General features: G+C 65.4%; 15 protein-coding genes and 2 tRNA genes. 12 read left to right on the top strand and 5 right to left on the bottom strand.

Annotation, left to right across the window (positions count from 1 at the left end; all coding sequences use genetic code 11):
* Positions 1-2 precede the first annotated feature (2 nt).
* The 3 genes from AC1KAR_RS17890 to msbA are packed head-to-tail and all read right to left on the bottom strand — an operon-like array spanning position 3 to position 3,468.
* Positions 3-872, bottom strand: a complete 870-nt coding sequence (locus tag AC1KAR_RS17890; protein WP_480320143.1) for a glycosyltransferase family protein — start codon at positions 870-872, stop codon at positions 3-5.
* Positions 869-1,687: a glycosyltransferase family 2 protein gene (locus tag AC1KAR_RS17885; protein ID WP_480320141.1), complete on the bottom strand. Its 819-nt coding sequence runs from the start codon at positions 1,685-1,687 to the stop codon at positions 869-871. The genes AC1KAR_RS17890 and AC1KAR_RS17885 overlap by 4 nt, the downstream gene beginning before the upstream one ends.
* Entirely contained in the window at positions 1,684-3,468 is a 1,785-nt protein-coding gene (gene msbA / locus AC1KAR_RS17880) for a lipid A export permease/ATP-binding protein MsbA (RefSeq protein WP_480320139.1), read from the bottom strand. Before msbA ends, AC1KAR_RS17885 begins: the two co-directional genes overlap by 4 nt.
* 71 nt (positions 3,469-3,539) lie before the next feature.
* On the opposite strand from msbA, the gene AC1KAR_RS17875 reads away from it, so the two are divergent.
* The 10 genes from AC1KAR_RS17875 (at position 3,540) to AC1KAR_RS17830 (ending at position 10,949) form a co-directional block, all read left to right on the top strand.
* Positions 3,540-4,319, top strand: coding sequence for a glycosyltransferase family 2 protein (locus AC1KAR_RS17875; protein ID WP_480320137.1), 780 nt, complete (start codon positions 3,540-3,542; stop codon positions 4,317-4,319).
* Positions 4,320-4,341: 22 nt separating this feature from the next.
* Entirely contained in the window at positions 4,342-5,622 is a 1,281-nt protein-coding gene (tolB, locus tag AC1KAR_RS17870) for a Tol-Pal system beta propeller repeat protein TolB (RefSeq protein ID WP_480320135.1), read from the top strand.
* 51 nt (positions 5,623-5,673) lie between these two features.
* Positions 5,674-6,192: a peptidoglycan-associated lipoprotein Pal gene (gene pal / locus AC1KAR_RS17865; RefSeq protein ID WP_480320133.1), complete on the top strand. Its 519-nt coding sequence runs from the start codon at positions 5,674-5,676 to the stop codon at positions 6,190-6,192.
* A gap of 11 nt (positions 6,193-6,203) precedes the next feature.
* Positions 6,204-6,980, top strand: a complete 777-nt coding sequence (gene ybgF / locus AC1KAR_RS17860) for a tol-pal system protein YbgF (RefSeq protein ID WP_480320131.1) — start codon at positions 6,204-6,206, stop codon at positions 6,978-6,980.
* An 8-nt stretch (positions 6,981-6,988) separates the two neighbouring features.
* Positions 6,989-7,786 carry a tRNA threonylcarbamoyladenosine dehydratase gene (locus AC1KAR_RS17855; RefSeq protein ID WP_480320129.1) on the top strand — a complete coding sequence of 266 codons (798 nt, stop codon included), beginning with the start codon at positions 6,989-6,991 and terminating at the stop codon, positions 7,784-7,786.
* A gap of 23 nt (positions 7,787-7,809) precedes the next feature.
* Positions 7,810-7,885, top strand: a tRNA-Lys gene (locus tag AC1KAR_RS17850).
* 31 nt (positions 7,886-7,916) lie between these two features.
* Positions 7,917-7,992: transfer RNA gene (locus AC1KAR_RS17845), tRNA-Lys, on the top strand.
* 294 nt (positions 7,993-8,286) lie between these two features.
* Positions 8,287-9,930, top strand: a complete 1,644-nt coding sequence (locus tag AC1KAR_RS17840) for a methyl-accepting chemotaxis protein (RefSeq protein ID WP_480320127.1) — start codon at positions 8,287-8,289, stop codon at positions 9,928-9,930.
* 158 nt (positions 9,931-10,088) lie between these two features.
* Positions 10,089-10,589 (top strand): hypothetical protein, encoded by a 501-nt coding sequence (locus AC1KAR_RS17835; RefSeq protein ID WP_480320125.1) that lies wholly within the window; start codon positions 10,089-10,091, stop codon positions 10,587-10,589.
* A gap of 6 nt (positions 10,590-10,595) precedes the next feature.
* Complete coding sequence (locus AC1KAR_RS17830; protein ID WP_480320123.1) at positions 10,596-10,949, top strand: arsenate reductase; 354 nt, start codon at positions 10,596-10,598, stop codon at positions 10,947-10,949.
* A 48-nt stretch (positions 10,950-10,997) separates the two neighbouring features.
* Here AC1KAR_RS17830 and acnA read toward each other — a convergent pair whose 3' ends face one another.
* Positions 10,998-13,718, bottom strand: a complete 2,721-nt coding sequence (acnA, locus tag AC1KAR_RS17825; RefSeq protein ID WP_480320121.1) for an aconitate hydratase AcnA — start codon at positions 13,716-13,718, stop codon at positions 10,998-11,000.
* 220 nt (positions 13,719-13,938) lie between these two features.
* Between acnA and AC1KAR_RS17820 the strand changes: the two genes are divergently transcribed.
* Positions 13,939-16,635 carry a hybrid sensor histidine kinase/response regulator gene (locus AC1KAR_RS17820; protein WP_480320118.1) on the top strand — a complete coding sequence of 899 codons (2,697 nt, stop codon included), beginning with the start codon at positions 13,939-13,941 and terminating at the stop codon, positions 16,633-16,635.
* A 30-nt stretch (positions 16,636-16,665) separates the two neighbouring features.
* Here AC1KAR_RS17820 and serC read toward each other — a convergent pair whose 3' ends face one another.
* Positions 16,666-17,748, bottom strand: a complete 1,083-nt coding sequence (gene serC, locus AC1KAR_RS17815) for a 3-phosphoserine/phosphohydroxythreonine transaminase (protein WP_480320116.1) — start codon at positions 17,746-17,748, stop codon at positions 16,666-16,668.
* 73 nt (positions 17,749-17,821) lie between these two features.
* Here serC and sbcB point away from each other — a divergent pair, with 73 nt between their 5' ends.
* Complete coding sequence (sbcB, locus tag AC1KAR_RS17810) at positions 17,822-19,249, top strand: exodeoxyribonuclease I (RefSeq protein WP_480320114.1); 1,428 nt, start codon at positions 17,822-17,824, stop codon at positions 19,247-19,249.
* Positions 19,250-19,364: the final 115 nt, after the last annotated feature.

The following is a 19,364-nucleotide window of genomic DNA, read 5'->3' as shown; positions in this document are numbered from 1 at the left end:
GGTCAGGCAACGAGGCGGTAGTGCTTGCGGCTCAAGTCCCAGCCAAACCAGCGCTCCAGCACCATCGAGGCGCGATGCTTGCGCTCGCGGCGCGTCAGCACGTGCTCGGGGTTGGCGGCAAAGTGCTGCTCTGCTTCGCTGGCCAGCCAGTCGGTCATCACGGCAGGGTGGCTGCCGGTGAACGGCCGCAGCGATTGCGGGTCGATGTTGCCGTACTGCACCTTCGGTGCGCCGTGCGACCAGTACTTGCTCACCTGGTCCATCTTGGCCTGCATGTAGTCGCTGCGGCGCACATGCCCGTAGTGGTAGATATGGGCCTTGGCGAGCGCGGCCTGGGGATTGCGCCCATGGCGGTGGCGATCCATCACCACCCAGAACTGGCCATCGGGGGCGTAGGTTCGGATGGTGTTGCGAACCAGCCGGCATTCGCGGCGGTACCAGGCCGGGCTCACGGCGATCCAGTGGGGCGAGCCGTAAAAGTGCAGGTAGTCGAACACCAAGGCCTCGACCTGCGGGTTGTCGTGGTGCCGGTCGACCGATGCCCGAATGGCAGCGAGCTCGGCTTCGTGCAGCACCTCGTCTCCTTCGAGGTAGAAGGCCCAATCGCCGGTGCAGGCGTACTGCGCGATCATCTTCTGCTGTGCATAGACGAACCCGCGCTCGGCCATGCGTTCGTTCCAGATGGTGTCGACCAACCGGATCTTGGGGTCGCCGATCGCCATCAGGCGCTCGCGCGTGTCGTCTTCGCCCTGGCCGATTGCGATCACGAACTCATCGACCAGAGGCAGCAGCGAACGGATCGATTGTTCGAACGGGAAGCCCAGCTTCACGCCGTTGCGCAAGAACGTGAAACCGCTGATCGAGGCGCTCATGGTGCGGTGTGCAGCCGGTGTGCCTCGGCCGGCGTCCATTTGGATTCCATCGGGATGAGGCGGTCGGCATCGGCAAAGGCGGGTGGGTTGGCGCGCATCGTGATGCGGATGTAGTGGTGGACGAACACATCGAGCGCAATGTGCAGCGGCTTGATGTCGCCATGGTCCACCGCGCGCTTCTTAACGCGCAGGAAGAGATCCGCGTCGGCCGCCTGGATGCGCTCATCCCATTCGCCCGTGAGCGCGATGGCCTTGCGGTTCAGCAACACCGAGTTGCCCACATAGCCCTCGAGGATGCGGCCCTCGAAGCGTTGTTCGCGGTCTTGGCTGAACCGCTCCCAGTCGCCGTACATCCAGCGGTGCGACAGCTTGAGCCACGGTTGCTTGCCACCGAGCAGCCGCACGGGCAGTGAGGCGCGCTTCCAGCGGCGGCGCAGTACCTGGGTGGCTTCAGGCGATTCAATGCGCTCGATGCCGCAGACGGTGAGGGCATCCAGCCCGTTGCGTTCTGCGCCGGACAGAATGCGGGTGTCCCAGGCCGGCGGCACCACGATGTCGTTGTTGAGGAAGGCCAGCCAATCGCCCTGCGCGACCCGAATGCCCTGGTTCTGCGTGTACGGGTACGAATAGTTCGCCGCGTTGCGGATCACCTTCGCACCCACTGACTCGAAGAACTCGGCCGAGCCATCGGTCGACGCGTTGTCGATGATGATCAACTCGAAGGGGCCGCGCGTGTATCGCTTCAGGTTCTCGACGAACCAGCGGTTCATCTCCAACTGGTTGTGAACGGCAGTGATGATGCTCAGTCGGCTCATGCGTGAGGCGGTGGCTCGGCGGATGTGTGATCGTTCTTGAACTGCAGCGAGTGCAGGTGGGCGAACAGGCCGTTCAGTGCCAGCAGTTCTTCATGCGTGCCTTGCTCTACCACGCGACCACCATCGAGCACGAGCACGCGGTCGGCGGCCTTGATGGTGGCAAGGCGGTGAGCGATCACGAGGCTCGTGCGGCCCTTCATCAAGGTGTCGAGCGCTTCCTGCACGAGCCGCTCGGATTCCGAGTCGAGCGCCGAGGTGGCTTCGTCGAGGATCAGGATCGGTGCGTCCTTGTAGATGGCGCGCGCGATGGCGAGTCGTTGGCGTTGCCCGCCCGAGAGCTGGTTGCCGTTGTGGCCGATGAGAGTGTCGAGCCCCTGCGGCATCCCTTCCACGAAGCTCAGCATGTTGGCGGCCTGGAGAGCCTGCCGCACGCGGGGCATGTCGGGGTTCTCGGCGTCGTCGCTGCCCAATGCCACGTTGGCGGCCACCGTGTCGTTGAACAGCACGACGTCCTGGCTCACGAGCGCGAACTGGCGCCGCAAGGCGCGCACGCTCCACTCGGGCACGGGGACGCCGTCGAGCAGCATCTCGCCGCTGGTTGGTTCCAGAAAGCGCGGCAGCAGGTTCACCAGTGTTGATTTGCCGGCGCCAGAGGGGCCCACCAGGGCCACCGTCTCGCCAGCATTGAGGTGCAATGTCACGTCGTTCAACGCCGGTGCGAGGTCGCTCTTGTATTGCAGGCTCACATGGCGCAGATCGATCCGGCCGGCAGCGCGGCCCGGATCGTGGCTGCCGCCGATCTCATCCGGCGTGTCGTTGATCAGCGTCACGCCGCGCTCCAGCGCCGCCAGCCCTCGCGTGATCGGCCCGGTGACTTCGGAGAGGTGCTTCAACGGCGCCAGCAGCATCATCATGGCGGTGATGAAGCCGACGAAGGAGCCCGGCGTGCCGCCTTGGCTCGTGCTCTGCCAGAGCGCCATCACCACCACGGCAGAAACGCCGAAGGCGGAGATCATTTGCGTGATGGGGCTCATGGTGGCTGCCGCCATCGTCGATTTGATCGACAGGCGGCGCAGCCGGTCGCTACCCTGGCCAAATCGTTTGGCCTGCGACGCGCCGGCATCGTGCAGCCGCACGATGCGCCAGGCCAGCACGTTCTCTTCGACGACATAGGCCAGCGAATGAACCGCTTCCTGCCCCTCGAGAGTGAGCCGGTGCAGCCGCTTGCTGAGCTTGCGCATCGCAAATGCAATGGCGGGGAACAAGAAGCCCACGAACAGCGTGAGCTGCCAGTTCAGATAGAGCAGGTAGACCAGCAGCGCCACCAGGCTGAGTGAATCGCGCACGAGCGTCATCACCGACCCGACCAGCATGGCGATGCCGCCCTGCGCTTCGTAGGTGATGGTGCCCGTCAGCGCGCTGGCGGTGTGCTTGCTGAAGACGGAGGGGTGCACCGTCGTCAGGCGGTCGAACATGGCCGTGCGCAAGGCCTGCGCGCCGCGGTTGCCCGCCCAGGCGAGACCGTACTCGGACATCAACCCCGCCAGGCCGCGCACGCCGAAGATCGAGATGATGACCACCGGCACCATCCACAGCGGAAAGGTGCGTTGCGTGAAGGCATCGCTGTCGAACAGGGTCTTGAGCACCTGGGGGATCAGCGGTTCCGTGGCAGCCGCGATGACCGCGCCCACGATCACCAGGGCGAAGCCTCGACCTGTGCCCGCAAAGTAAGGCGCGACGCGGAGCAGGCGCTCCTTGAGGGGGAGGGTGGGGGTGCTCATGTGGCGGGGATTATGTATCGCCGGCATCCCTACAATCCGCCGCACCCGCCAGGGCTGACCCGCCCCCACACATGCCCGACATCGCGATCTCCGTCACCCTCATCACCCACAACGAAAGCCGGCACATCGCGGCCTGTTTGATGAGTGTTGCTTTCGCTGACGAATGGGTGGTCGTGGATTCGGGCAGCACCGACGGTACGCGCGAGATAGCCGAGTCCATGGGTGCACGCGTGGTCAAAACGGACGACTGGCCCGGCTTCGGCGTGCAGAAGAACCGCGCGCTGGCGCTCGCGCAGGGCCGCTGGGTGCTGAGCATCGACGCCGACGAGCGCGTGAGCGGCGAACTCGCGGCGCATATCCAGGATGTCATTCGGAACCCGCAGTCAGCCGATGGCTACGAGCTCTCGCGCATCTCGCGCTTTTGCGGGCAGTGGATGCGCCATGGCGATTGGTATCCCGATCGCGTGCTGCGCCTCTTCAGGCGCGACAAGGGCCGCTTCACCGACGACCTGGTCCATGAGCGGCTCGACGTGAGCGGGCGCGTAAGCCGCCTTGCGGGCGATCTGTTGCACGACACCATGCCCACGCTGGACGATGCCATCGACAAGATGAACCGCTACAGCAGCGGGCGGGCTCGCGACAAGGTGGCCGCGGGCAAACGCGGCGGCCTCGGCGCGGCGTTCGGCCATGGCTTGTGGGCATTTGTGCGGTGCTACATCATCAAGCGCGGGTTTCTCGACGGGCGCCTTGGCCTCGTGCTTGCTATCTATCAGGCCGAAGGCACGTATTACCGCTATCTCAAGATGGGCCTGCTGGCCGACCAAGCCGGCAAACACGTTGAACCAATTTGAATTCGCGAGGTCTTGACCTTTCATGCTGATCAACCGTCGTTTCTTTGGGGGCAGCCTTGCCGGCGCCTCGGGTCTTTTGCTCGCCGGACCGGCATTCGCGCAGTTCCGGGTCGAGATCTCCGGCGTTGGCGCCACCCAGTTGCCGATCGCCATCGCGCGCTTTCGCGATGAAGACAAGACCACGCAGGTCATCTCAGCCATCGTGCGCGCCGACCTGGAACGTGCCGGCGTCTTCAAGGGCATCGACAACTCGAGCGTGCTCGACGAGAGCGCCCAGCCGCAGATGACCGAATGGCGTTCGCGGGGCGCCGACGCGCTGGTCGGTGGCTCGGTCACACGGCTTGCAGATGGCCGGTTCGATGTGCGCTTCAAGCTCTGGGACGTCGTCAAGGGCAGTGACATCGGCGGCCAGAGCAAGGTCGTCGCGCCCGCCGATCTGCGATTGGCAGCCCACCAGATCGCCGACTACGTCTATGAAAAATTGACCGGTGAGAAGGGCGTTTTTTCAACCCGCATCGCCTACGTCACCCGATCGGGCAGCCGATACGCGCTGCGCGTGGCCGATTCCGATGGCGAAGGCGGGCAGGTCGCGCTGGCGAGCCCCGACCCGATCATCTCGCCCGCGTGGTCGCCCAACGGGCAGGAGCTGGCTTACGTCTCGTTCGAGGCGAAGAAGGCCGTGGTGTATGCGCAGGATGTGTCGTCCGGGCAGCGCCGAGTGGTTGCGAACTTCCGGGGCACGAACAGCGCGCCCTCGTGGTCGCCTGACGGGCAAAGCATCGTGGCCACCCTCAGTCGCGATGGCGGCTCGCAGATCTTCATCATGGGGCGCAACGGAGAGAACCCACGCCGCGTGACCAGCAGTTCGTCCATCGACACCGAGGCCACATTCGCGCCGGATGGCCGCTCGCTGTACTTCGTGAGCGACCGCAGCGGCGGACCGCAGGTCTATCGCGTGCCGGTCTCGGGCGGGTCGGCCGAGCGCGTCACGTTCACGGGTGACTACAACATCAGCCCGGCCTTGAGCCCCGACGGGCGCTATCTGGCCTACATTTCGCGCCAGAGCGGTGCCTTCAAGCTGCAGGTGATGGAGCTCGGCAAGGGCGACGCCCAGTCGATCACCGACACCCGCGACGACGAGAGCCCCAGCTTCGCGCCCAACGGCCGCCTGCTCATCTACGCCACCCGCAGCGGCGGCCGCGATGTGTTGATGACCACCACGCTCGATGGCAAGATCAAAGCGAAGCTGGTGTCGACGGACGCCGACGTGCGCGAACCGATGTGGGGGCCCTACGGGCGCTGACCTGTTCACCCATCACAAGAATCACATCCACCTTCAAAGGAGCAAGCCCAAATGATCGCAACCCGTATCGCATCCATCGGCCTCGTGGCCTGTGCCTTTCTCGCCGGCTGCGCGTCGGACGTCAAGCTCGACGACACGCCCGCTCCAGTCGAAACCCGCACGCCGGGGCAGGGCGCCACGACAGGTGGCTCGCAAAGCCAGGTGGCAAGTGTCGATCTCAGCAAGAACGCGCAGGCCAATACGGCGGCGCGCGTGATCTATTTCGACTACGACAGCTTCGTCATCAAGGAAGAGTACCGCTCTGCGGTCGAGTCCCAGGCCAAGCTGCTGTCGTCCGATCGCACCAAGAAGCTGAAGGTCGAGGGTCACACCGACGAACGCGGCGGCAGCGAGTACAACCTCGCACTCGGCCAGAAGCGCGCTGAAGCAGTCACCAAGGCGTTGCGCCTGCTCGGCGTGACCGATGCGCAGGTCGAGGCAGTCAGCTTCGGCAAGGAGCGCCCTGCAGACGCCGGCCATGACGAAGCCGCATGGGCCAAGAACCGCCGCGCCGAGCTCGTCAACCGTTGAGCTTCATGAAGATGGCAGTACCTCTGCACGCCCGGGGCGTGCGCTTCGCGGCCGGGGCGCTCATGGCTGTGTCGCTGCTGGGCATGCCCTCGGCGCATGCTGGCTTGTTCGATGACGCGGAGGCTCGCAAGGCCATCCTCGACCTACGAACCAAGCTCGACCAGGCCGATGCCCGGGCAAAGGCCGCTCAGGAGTCGACCGACCAGCTGCGTGGCAGCCTGCTCGACCTCAACAGCCAGCTCGAGCTGATGCGCACCGAGCTGGCCAAGCTGCGAGGCAGCAACGAACAGCTCACGCGTGACGTGGCTGAACTGCAGCGCGCCCAGAAAGACACGCTGAAGGGCGTGGACGACCGCATCGCCAAGCTGGAGCCGCAGAAGGTCACTGTCGACGGCAAGGAGTTCATGGTCGACCCCGAAGAGCGCCGCATCTTCGATGAAAGCATGAACACCTTGCGCAGTGGCGACTTCGCCGCAGCGGCAGCGTCGCTCTCGTCGTTCAAGCGCCGTTATCCGGCGAGCGGCTACAACGCCGCAGTGTTGTTCTGGCTTGGCAATGCGCAGTACGGCATGCGTGACTACAAGGAGGCGATGAATTCGTTTCGCAGCCTCGTCACGTCCGCGCCCGACCACCCGCGCGCGCCCGAATCCTTGCTGTCCATCGCAAACTGCCAGATGGAGTTGAAGGACACCCGCGGGGCCAAGCGCACGCTCGACGAACTGCTCAAGACATATCCCAAGTCCGAAGCAGCGCAGGCCGGCAAGGAACGGCTGGCCACGCTCAAGTAGGCGGGCGCGTGAACGCTTCGCTCGACCAGTTGGCCCCGGATCTGGAGCGCCGCTTCGGCGGCTTGCGCCGCCTGTATGGCGACGCCGGCTACGAGGCGGTGCGCGCTGCGCGCATCGGTGTCGTCGGGCTGGGTGGCGTGGGGTCCTGGGCCGTCGAGGCGCTGGCGCGCAGCGGTGTGGCGCAGCTGACGCTGTTCGACATGGATCACGTGGCCGAGTCGAACGTCAACCGTCAGGTGCAGGCCATGGGCGCAACCATCGGCCAATCCAAGGGCCTGGCATTGCGCGAGCGCATCGCGGATATCCACCCGGGCTGCGACGTGCTGTTTGTCGATGACTTCGTGACGGCCGACAACTGGCCGGCGCTGCTCCCCCGCGAGGTCGACGTCCTCATCGACGCCTGCGACCAAGTGCATGCCAAGGCGGCGCTGGCCGCTTGGTCCCTGCAATCAGGTGTGGCATTGATCAGCGTGGGCGCGGCCGGCGGAAAGCAGCGGCCCCAGGCCGTCGAGGTGGAGGATCTGGCGAACGTCACGCACGACCCGTTGCTCGCCTCGCTGCGGCAGCGGCTGCGCAAGCAGCATGGCGCCGCACGCACGGGCGCAATCGGCGTGCGATGTGTGTTCTCGCGTGAGCCCGTGGTGGCGCCTACCGAGGTGTGTGACGTTGACGGGAGCCTCAACTGCCACGGCTACGGCTCGACCGTGACGGTGACCGCAACATTCGGTTTGGTGGCCGCAGCAAATGCGCTACAATGCGAGCTTCGCCGAACTGAGCGACGCGATCGATCCGAAGCCGGGCTATAATCGAAGGCTTTCGAGAGAACAGCGGGTTGTTAGCTCAGTCGGTAGAGCAGCGGACTTTTAATCCGTTGGTCACAGGTTCGAATCCTGTACAACCCACCAGCCCTCCGGGGCGAACAGAATTAAATCGAGCGGGCTCTTAGCTCAGTTGGTAGAGCAGCGGACTCTTAATCCGTTGGTCGAAGGTTCGAATCCTTCAGGGCCCACCAAATATTCATGAGACAGCCCCTGGCGCGCGAGTGCCAGGGGCTGTTTTCATTGGCGCGTCCGTGGCGAGCGCCCGTGAAATCTGCCCGCAGCCGAAGCGCCCTGCAACAAATCTGTTACGCCGGCCTCAAGCGGCACGCGTTCGGGCCGACAACCTACTGGATGCCAGCCGCCGCTATGGCGCGCCCTGGGGGCTCGTGCGCCCGGCATCAGTGATTCGCAGTCAGGGAGAACAACAAGCAAGCGCATCGCACGCCGTAGGCGATGCCCCACCCGTGGTGAATGCGAGGACAGATATGAGCCATACCCCGAAGGAATATGTCATCGACGAATCAGACCTGCTGGTGCTGATGGGCGATCAGGCGGGCAACTTTCTCTATGCCAACCCCGCCTATCTCAAGGCCAGCGGGTATGACTGGAGCGAGCTGAAGGGCACGCAGTCGGCGCGCATGCTGCACAAGGACAACCCGCCGCAGGTGATGAAGGACATGATCATCACCATCCGCGGCAAGCAACCTTGGACGGGCCTCATCAAGAACCGCCGCAAGAACGGCGACTTCTACTGGCTGCGCTTGAACATCTCGCCGGTGTTCGCGCAGAACGGCGCCTATGCCGGCAGCCTGATGGTCCACAGCCGGCCGGCGCCGGGCGAGGTCGAGAAGATCGAACCGGTCTACAAGTTGATGCTCGACGGCAGGCACAAGAAACTGATGCTGCGCCACGGCAAGGCATTCACCGCCAATGGCTGGGGCAAGCTCATGCTGTGGGCGCGCGAGACGGGCCTCAAGGGGCGCATCTGGAGCGCAATGGCCGCCCTCAATGTCGTGGGGATCGGCGGCCAGCTGGCCACGCACGGCAGCGTAGGCGAGTTGTCCTTCTGGTTGGCGGCCGGCAGCCTGACGGCGTTGACGATCGTGATCGGCGCCTACCTCAATCGCAGCGTGGTCAAGCCGCTGCGCCAGGCCGCGCGGTTTGCCAACGACATTGCTGCAGGCAACCTGGGTTCGCAGATGCTCAGCAACCGCAGCGACGAGATCGGTGCGGTGATCCGCGCCTTGTCGCAGATGAACGTGAACATGCGCGCGACCGTGCTCGACGTGCGCGATGGCGCAGGCCTGATGAAGCGCGCCACGTCAGAGATCGCCACCGGCACGCTCGACTTGTCGTCGCGCACCGAAAGCCAGGCCAGCAGCCTGCAGGAGACGGCGGCATCGATGGAGCAGATGAACGTCACGGTGCGCAACAACTCCGAGACCGCGCGCCAGGCCAGCGAGGTGGCCGCCACGGCGTGCCAGGCGGCCGAGACCGGCGGCAAGGTCGTGGGCGAAGTGATCTCGACGATGGAAGTGATCACCAAGTCGAGCAAGCAGATCTCGGAAATCATCGGCGTGATCGACAGCATCGCGTTCCAGACAAACATCCTCGCGTTGAACGCGGCGGTGGAAGCCGCCCGCGCCGGCGAGCAGGGGCGCGGCTTCGCCGTCGTGGCGGCAGAGGTGCGCAGCCTTGCCCAGCGCAGCGCCCAATCGGCCAAGGAAATCCGAAGCCTGATCTCGCAAAGCGTCGAGACGGTGGCCGGTGGCTCCAAGCTCGTCAATGCAGCCGGTCAGACGATCGACGATGTGGTGCAGCAGGTGCGGCGCGTCACGGATCTGGTGAACGAGATTGCCGGAGCGTCGAGCGAGCAGTCGTCGGGCATTGGTCAGATCAACCAGGCGGTCGTCACGCTCGATCACATGACGCAGCAGAACGCGGCCCTGGTCGAGCAGAGCACGGCAGCGGCCGAAAGCCTGCGTGAGCAAGCGGTACGCATGGTGGACGTGATGCGCCTCTTCAAGCTCTCGCATCAGGAAACGGCCGAGCTCTACAACGCCATTGACCCTGCGAAGGCTGAGGCCGACCGGCAGAAGACGGCGCGCGAGGTGGGCGTCAAGGCGTAGTGCGCTGAGCCCGGCCGCTGAGAGCCGGGCCCGCTTTGAAGCTGCGTCGCTGGTACAGGCAACGTCAGTGCAGACCCCGATCGCGACCCAGGCTGACCGAGGCGACTTAGACTCGGCACCTCGGCGCTCGCATTCGCAGAGCGCTTCGCGAGGCGACCATGAAGACAAGCACGCTGACACTCTGCCTGCTCACCTCCTGCCTGATGGCGGCCTGCGCCACCTCTTATGGGCCACCCAAGTCACTGCAGCCCGGTAGCAGCATCGATGCCGCCAAGACGGCGATGGGCGCACCCACGGGCGAGTACCCCTTGCCAGATGGCGGGCGCCGCGTCGAGTACGCACGCGGCCCGATGGGCAAGCACACGTTCATGCTCGATTTCGACGCACAGGGGCGGCTTGTGAAGTGGGAGCAGGTGTTGACCGAGAACAACTTCAACCAGATCCGCAGCGGCATGAGCGTGAACGAGGTTCTGATGCGCATTGGTCATTCCGGGCAGAAGCGCGGCATTGGCTGGCAGAAGCAGATCGCCTGGGCTTACCGTTTCGACAGCCCCTTCTGCGTGTGGTTCCAGATCGGCATGGACTTGACCGAGACCACGGTGATCGATACCGCCTATGGGCCGGACCCTATCTGCGAGGGCGATCGCTTTCCGTTCTGAGCACCCATGAGCATCAACGTCTACGGCATCCCCAACTGCGACACCGTCAAGCGCGCCCGCGCCTGGCTGGCCGAGCACCAGGCCGATGTGGTCTGGCACGACTTCAAGAAGCAGGGCGTGCCCGAAGCCGAACTCGACGCGTGGCTGAAAGCCGTGGGGTGGGAGAAGCTCGTCAATCGCCAGGGCACGACCTGGCGCAAGCTCGATGACTCCGTGAAGGCCCAGGTGACCGACTCCGCATCGGCGCGCCGCCTGCTGATCGAACAAGCAAGCGTCATCAAGCGCCCCGTGGTGCGATGGGCCGACGGCACGATCACCGTGGGCTTCAGCGAGGCGCTCTTCTCAGCTCACCTCGGCTGAAGCGGGCGCGGCGCGCGGCCGGTCAAGAGACGCCGGCCCTCGCCGACATCAAGCCAGCAACTGCCGCAACACGAACGGCAGGATGCCGCCGTGCTTGTAGTAGTCGACCTCGATTGGCGTGTCGATGCGCAGCGTGACGCGCACGTCGCGCGTGCTGCCGTCCAGGTCGTGGATCACTAGCGTGGCATCTTGTTGCGGCTTGAGTTCGGTGCCCAGCAGCACGTCGAACTTCTCGTCGCCGGTGATGCACAGCGTTTGCCAGGAGTCGTCGCCCTTGAACTGAAGGGGCAACACGCCCATGCCGACGAGGTTGGCGCGGTGGATGCGCTCGTAGCTGCGCGCCACCACGGCCTTGATGCCCAGCAGGGCGGTGCCCTTGGCGGCCCAGTCGCGCGAAGAGCCGGTGCCGTACTCCTCGCCCGCGAAGATGATGGTCGGCGTGTTCTCGGCCATGTACTTCATTGCGGCGTCGTAGATGAACATCTTGGCGTTGCCGGGCTGGAACAGCGTCACGCCGCCTTCCTCGCGGCTGCCGTCGGCATCGGCGGGGATCATCAGGTTCTTGATGCGCACGTTCGCAAAGGTGCCGCGCACCATCACGTCGTGGTGGCCGCGGCGCGAGCCGTAGGAGTTGAAGTCGGCCTTTTGCACCCCGTGCGACTTGAGCCACTGGCCCGCGGGTGATTGCTCCTTGATGGCGCCGGCAGGCGAGATGTGGTCGGTGGTGATCGAGTCGCCGAAGAGCGCCATGGCGCGTGCGCCCTTCACGCCGGCATCGGCCAGCCCCGGCTCGGGGTGGAAGTTGTCGAAGAAGGGCGGTTGCGCGATGTAGGTGCTCTTGGGCCAGGTGTAGGTTTCGCCCTTCACACCCTTGATGTTCTCCCACAGCTTGCCCGGCTTGGTCTTCACCTGCGCGTAGTTGTCGCGGTAGACCTTGCCGTCCATCGCGAGCTTGACGAGCTTGTGGATCTCTTCGCTGCTCGGCCAGATGTCGCCGAGGTAGACGTCGCGCCCGCCCTTGCCCTTGCCAACCGGCTCGGTCATGAGATCGCGCAGCGTGGTGCCTGCCAGCGCATAGGCCACCACCAGCGGCGGGGATGCGAGGAAGTTCGCCTTCAAGTTCGGATGGATGCGTGCCTCGAAGTTGCGATTGCCCGAGAGCACCGCGGCGCAGACGAGGTCATTCTTGGTGATCACCTCGTTCAACTCGGCCGTCAGGTCGCCCGCGTTGCCGATGCAGGTGGTGCAGCCGTAGCCGGCGAGGGCGAAGCCCAGCTTGTCGAGATAAGGGCTCAGCCCGGCCTTGTCGAGGTATTCGGTTACCACCCGCGAGCCCGGCGCGAGCGATGTCTTGATGTGCGGCGCCACCTTCAGGCCCGCCTCGACAGCCTTCTTCGCCAGCAGTCCGGCGGCCATCAGAACCGCGGGGTTGGAGGTGTTGGTGCACGACGTGATGGCGGCGATCAGCACGTCGCCGTTGCGCACCTCGAGGCCGCTCTTGGTCTTGAAGACCTGGTGCAACTTGTCGGCCGGCTGGTTGAAGCCATTGGCCGAAGCCGGCTTGGAGAACAGCTCGCCGAACTCGGCCTTCATCTTGCCCAGCTCGATGCGGTCTTGCGGGCGCTTGGGGCCGGCAAGCGACGGAGTGACGGTGGAGAGGTCGAGCGACACTTCTTTCGAGTAGTGGATGTCGCCCGATTTCGGTACGCCGAACATCTTCTGCGCGCGGAAGTAGGACTCGAAGGCTTCGATCTCGGTCGGGGTGCGCCCCGTGCCCTGGAAGTACGCGATCGTCTTCTCGTCGACCGGGAAGAAGCCCATGGTGGCGCCGTACTCGGGTGCCATGTTGGCGATGGTCGCGCGGTCGGGCAGCGAGAGCGAGGCCGTGCCTTCGCCGAAGAACTCGACGAACTTGCCGACCACCTTCTCGCGACGCAGGATCTCGGTCACGGTAAGCACGAGGTCGGTGGCCGTCACACCCGGGCGCAGCTGGCCCGTGAGCTCGAAGCCCACCACGTCGGGCGTCAGGAAGTACACCGGCTGGCCGAGCATGCCGGCCTCGGCCTCGATGCCGCCCACGCCCCACGCCACCACGCCGATGCCGTTGATCATGGTGGTGTGGCTGTCGGTGCCCACCAGCGAGTCGGGGTAGTAGACGCCGTTCTTGTTGTGCACCCCGCGTGCCAGGTACTCCAGGTTCACCTGGTGCACGATGCCGAAGCCCGGGGGCACGACGCGGAAGGTTTCGAACGCCTGCATGCCCCACTTCATGAACTCGTAGCGCTCGTTGTTGCGCTGGAACTCGAGCTTCATGTTCAGGTCGATCGCATTCTTGGTGCCGTAGTAGTCGACCATGACCGAGTGGTCGACCACCAGATCCACCGGCACCAGCGGCTCGATGGCGCGCGGGTTCTTGCCCTGGGCCACGGCCACGTTGCGCATCGCGGCGAGGTCGGCCAGCAGCGGCACGCCCGTGAAGTCTTGCAGCACCACGCGGGCGACCACGAACGGGATCTCGTCGACCCGGTCACCTGTGGGCTTCCAGTTGGCGAGCCGTGCCACGTGCTCGGGCGTGACCTTGTTGCCATCGCAGTTGCGCAGCACCGACTCCAGCACGATGCGCATGGAGATCGGCAACTTGTTCACATTCGGGTGCGTCTTGGCGAGTTCGGGCAGCGAGAAGTAGCTGCCCGTCTTGCCCGAAGGGGTCTTGAACGTCTTGCAGGTGCTGGCGAAAGCGTGATCGGCTGGCTTCTTGGCGGTGGCCATGGCGTGCTCCTTGAAAAAGTTCTGGGGCATTTTGCAGTGCTGTGCGTGCCAGGTGGGTGACATGGGAATGGCGTCGTCTTCGCCCCGGTATTTGGCGCGAATTCATCGCCGGTTCGTGAACGAAGGCCGCCCGACCGGGGGCAATCCAGGGGCTGAGGGGCTTGCAGACATGACTAGACTGCGCTGAGCAGTGCGTAACGATCACTTACATACCCCTCGCATGGCGACACGCTCCTCTTTGCCGCTGCAGTTGCCATCCGGCCCGTGGGCGGCTTTGCTCGAGACCAGCACCGAACTGATGGCGCTGCTCGATCAACAGGGTGCCCTCCTGTGGGCCAACCCGGCCCTGCTGCGCGCCCTCGGCCCACGAGCGGGCTCGGCATTTGGCATGCCGCTCTTCGAACTGCTCGGGGCGCCCGAGCCCGCCGAACTGGCCGATGCCGTGCGCGAGGCGCGCCCCGTGCAACTGGAAGCCCTGTCTTGGCGCGGTGCCGACGGATCGGCCCGCACGGCACAAGCCCGACTGCGCCCGCTGGCCGATGCCGAATCGGTGGCCGAGGCGCGCTGGCTCTGCGCGATGCAAGACACCACCGAGCTCACGTACTGGCGCACGGAGGCGGCGCGCATCACCGAGCGGCTGGAGCGCGCGCAGGAGTTCGGCCGCCTCGGACTGTTCGAGCGCAAGCTGCCCATGGGTCGCGGGAGTTGGGATGACCACATGTTCCGCATGTGGAGCTTCGACCCTGCCAAAGGCGCGCCTGACTTCGCCGAATTCGTGGCCCGCATCCACCCGGACGACCGGCCTGGCCTGGACTATCGCGACTCCGCCCGCACGCCGGGCAAATACTCAAAGCGGTACCGCATCACCTCGCCCAGCGGGCAGTGGCGGCACGTGCATGCGCAGTGGGAGGTGAAGGCCGGGGCCGACGGCACGCCGAACCTCATCACCGGCGTGATGGTCGACGACACGGAGGTCTATGAACTCGCGGAGTCGTTCAACACCACGAGTGCGCAACTCAAGCTGGCTGTCGACCTGGGCAACATCGCCATCTGGCGCCATGACCACCGCACCGACCGCGTGCACTACAACGACAAGTGCTTCGAGCTGCTGGGGATTCACCCGCGGCCCGAGGGGCTGGACATCAACGAGGTACGTGCGCTCATCCACCCGGATGACATCGCCCTGGTGCAAGCCAAAGCGCGTGAGTCCCTGCAAACCGACCGTCCCGTGGACATGGAGGCGCGTTACCGGCGGGCTGACGGTGCCTACCGCTACGTCCTGACGCGACGGATGATGCGTCGCAACGCCGAAGGCGTGCCGGTCGAAGCCCTGGGTGTCGCGCTGGACATCACCGAGCAGGTCGAAGACACCCGCCGGGCGCAGGAGCTGGCGCGCCGCCTCGAAGTGGCCGCATCGGCGGCCGGCATCGGCATCTGGAGCCGCGAATCGAGCGGCACGCGCGGCGAATGGAACACGCAGATGTTCGAGATGATCGGCCGCCCGCAGTCGCTCGGTGTGCCGCGGCGCAGCGAATGGCTGAGCGAGGTGGTCCACCCCGACGACCGCGAACGAATGCGCACCGCGCACGCGGAGCTGCGTGCCACCGAAGACGTGACCGTGGAGCATGAGTACCGGGTGGTGCGGCCCGACGGCCAGGTGCGCTGGCTCGTCAGCCGCGCGCGCCACGAGAGGCGTGAGGGCGGCTCGGTGCAGTTCGGGATCGCGATCGACGTGACCGAGCGGCAGGAGAAGCTCGTGGCGCAGCGCGAGAGCCAGGCGAAGTCGGAGTTCCTGGCGCGCATGAGCCACGAGTTGCGCACGCCCTTGAATGCGGTGCTGGGCTTCTCGCAGCTGCTGGGGATGGACCCGGCGCTTGCCGGCCCAGGGCCGCAAGAGAAGGTGCGCCACATCCTCTCGGCCGGGGAGCACCTGCTGTCGCTGATCAACGATGTCCTGGACCTCTCCAGCCTGGAGAGCGGCGAGGTGCGGCTCGATCTGCGTTCGCAACGCGTTGCCGACGTGTTGCAAGAGGCGCATGCGCTCGTCGATTCGTCCGCCCGCAAGGCAGGTGTGCGTATCGAGATCGAGGCGACGGAAGCCGTGGTGCACGCCGATCGCATCCGCATGCGCCAGGTCTTGATCAACTTGCTGAGCAACGCCGTGAAGTACAACGCCACGCGCGGTCGGGTGCACGTGAGCACGAGTGACCGCGGGCCGTTTGTCGTGCTGACGGTAGAAGACACCGGGCGCGGAATGACTGCTCAGCAGATGACGCATCTGTTCGAGCCATTCAACCGCCTCGGTGTCGAGCGCGAGGGCATCGAGGGCGCGGGCGTCGGCTTGTCTGTCGTGAAGGCGCTCGTGGAGCGCATGGGCGGCTCGGTGCACGTGCAAAGCCGGCCGGGCATCGGGTCGCGTTTCGAGGTGCACCTGCCGCGGCAGGCCATGGCGGGGGTGCCCGCCGCACCAGCGGCGGCGCCGCATCAGGTCTCGGCGAGTGCGGCCGAGCCGGCACCCGCACCCGCGTTACGGGCCCAGCGCCGCGGACGCCTGCTCTACATCGAAGACAACCCGGTCAATGCCTTGCTGATCGAGGAGATGGTTCGCAACTTCTCGGGGGTGGAGATCGAATCCATCCCCACTGGGGTGGCCGGTGTCGCGCGTGCGCTGGAGTGGCAGCCCGATCTGATCCTGATCGACATGCAACTGCCCGACATTCACGGCTACGAGGTGCTGTCGAGGTTGCGCCAGCAGCCCGCTACTTCGGCCACGCCGTGCATTGCGCTGTCTGCCAATGCCATGCCCGAAGACATCGCCCGGGCCACGGCCGCAGGCTTCTCGGAATACTGGACCAAGCCGATCAACCTGAGCGCCTTTCTGGCGGCGCTCGACCGTTTGTTTCCCGGCGCGGCCTGAGCGACCGACGCGGGCTCGCCGGGTTGCGGCTTAGCCGTTGCGGGCGGCGAACTCACGCATGTAGTCGGCCAGGGCCTGCACGCCTTCGATGGGCATCGCGTTGTAGATCGACGCGCGGATGCCACCCACCGAGCTGTGCCCCTTGAGCTGCACCATGCCGCGCTCGGCGGCGCCCTGCAGGAAGAGGTTCGTCAACCGATCGTCGGGCAACGTGAAGGGCACGTTCATCAACGATCGCGCTTCGCGCGCGACGGGGCTGGTGTAGAACGGCGTCGCGTCGAGCAGCTCGTACAGCAGCGCCGCCTTCTTGCGGTTATGGGCCTCCATCGCCTGTAGGCCACCTTGCTTCCTGAGCCACTGGTACACCAACCCGGCGATGTAGATCGCGTAGGTGGGCGGCGTGTTGAGCATGGAGTCGTTGTCGGCCTGCTGCTTGAAGTCGAAAGCGTTGGGCGTGATGGGCAGGGCCTGGCCGATGAGGTCCTCGCGCGCGAGCACGAGCGTCATGCCAGACGGGCCCATGTTCTTCTGCGCACCGGCGAAGATGAGGCCGTAGCGGCTCACGTCCACGGGGCGCGAGAGGATGTCGGAGGACATGTCGGCCACCAGCGGCACGTTGCCGGTGTCGGGGGTGAACTGGTACTGCACGCCGCCGATCGTTTCGTTGGAGCAGATCTGCACGTAGGCGGCATCGGGGTCGAGCTTCCAGCTCTCGAGCGGCGGGATGCTCATGAACTTGTCGGCTTCGCTGCTGGCGGCCACGTTCACCTGGGCGTACTTTCTGGCTTCCTTCAGCGACTTGGTGGACCACGAGCCGGTGTTCACGAAATCGATGCTCTTGTGCCCGCGCAGCAGGTTCATCGGCACGATGCCATTCATGCCGACGCCGCCGCCCTGCAGGAAGAGGATCTTGTAGTTGCCCGGCAGGTTCAGCAACTCGGCCAGGTCGGCCTTGGCCTGCGCCAGGATCGACATGAACTCCTTGCCGCGGTGGCTCATTTCCATGACCGACATGCCTGAGCCGTGCCAGTCCATCATTTCTTCGGCGGCTTGGCGAAGAACCGGTTCAGGGAGGACGGCGGGGCCGGCGCTGAAGTTGTAGGCGCGTGTCATGGCGAAGCAAGTACGAAAGAACTGCGGAGCCAGGGAGCTTATCGCACGTGCCCGCCTGTTAGATTCCCGGGCCATGAGCGACATGAGCTTCTTCTGGCACGACTACGAAACCTTTGGCCGCGTGCCGCGCCACGACCGGCCAGCCCAGTTTGCAGGTGTGCGAACCGACGCCGACCTCAACGAGATCGGCGAGCCGGTGATGGTGTACTGCCAGCCGGCACCCGACTACCTGCCCGACCCGGAGTCGTGCCTGCTCACCGGCATCCTGCCGCAGGCTTGCCTGGAGCAAGGCGTGCCGGAGCATGCCTTTGCTGACCTGATCGAAAGGGAGCTCGCTGCGCCGGGCACCATCGGCGTGGGCTACAACTCGATTCGCTTCGACGACGAAGTGACCCGCCACCTGTTCTGGCGCAACCTGATCGACCCCTACGCGCGCGAGTGGCAGAACCAGTGCGGCCGCTGGGACCTGCTCGACGTCGTGCGAGTGACCTGGGCCCTTCGACCCGAGGGCATCGAATGGCCCCGGCACGACGACGGCCGGCCGTCATTCAAGCTGGAGCATCTGACCAAGGCCAACGGGCTGGTGCATGAGGCCGCGCACGATGCGCTGTCTGACGTGCGCGCCACCATCGCCATGGCCAAGCTGATCAAGGAGCGCCAGCCCAAGCTGTGGGACTTCTGCCTGAAGCTGCGCAAGAAGGACGAAGTCGTGCGCGAGATGGGCATCGGCAGGCCGTTTCTGCATGTCTCGGGCATGTACGGCGTGGAGCGCGGCGGTATCGCGCTGGTGTGGCCACTGGCGCCGCACCCCACCAACAAGAACGAAGTGATCGTGTGGGACTTGTCGCACGACCCGTCGGAGTTGTTCACGCTCGGTGTCGACGACATCCGCCTGCGCATGTTCAGCAAGACCGACGATCTGCCCGAGGGCGTGGCCCGCTTGCCGATCAAGACCATCCACATCAACAAGTCGCCCATCGTGGTGGGCAACTACCGGCCGTTTGCGCCGGCTCTGACGCAGCGCTGGGGGCTCGACGTGGAGTTGTGCCTGCGCCATGCCGAAACCGCAGCACAAAGGGGCCAACTGCTCGCTGGCATGTGGCCCGCCGTTTTCGAGCGGCCCGGCATGGCGGCCAAGGCTGACGTGGACGAAGACTTGTATGGCGACTTCATCGGCAATGACGACCGTCGCACCCTGCAGCGCCTGCGAGGTCTGAGCCCGGCGCAGTTGTCCGAGAAGCGACCTGCGTTTGCCGATGGCAGGCTGGATGAACTCCTCTTCAGGTACCGGGCGCGCAACTTTCCGGCGAGCCTGAGCGAAGTCGAGCAGGCCCAATGGCGCGAGCACTGCGCGCACCGTTTGCATGACGGCGCCGGCGGTGCGCTCACGCTGCAGGCCTTCATGGATCGGATCGATGTGCTTCAGGAGTCGGCCGACGAGCGCGGCCAGGACATCCTGGGCGCCCTGGTGGACTACGCCACCGACATCGCCCCGGACTGACGCGCCTCGGGCGCCTTGTATCGGCCTGCCGCAGGTGGGCGTTGCAGGTCCAGGACAGCCCCGAAAGTCTTCGGGTAAACGCTGTTATGCACGATTGTGCACAAAACTACATTGA

The organism is Piscinibacter sp. PDB1-1 (assembly GCF_056675995.1).
The sequence above is the reverse complement of the archived record's forward strand: the minus strand, read 5'-3'. Positions and strand labels throughout refer to the sequence as shown.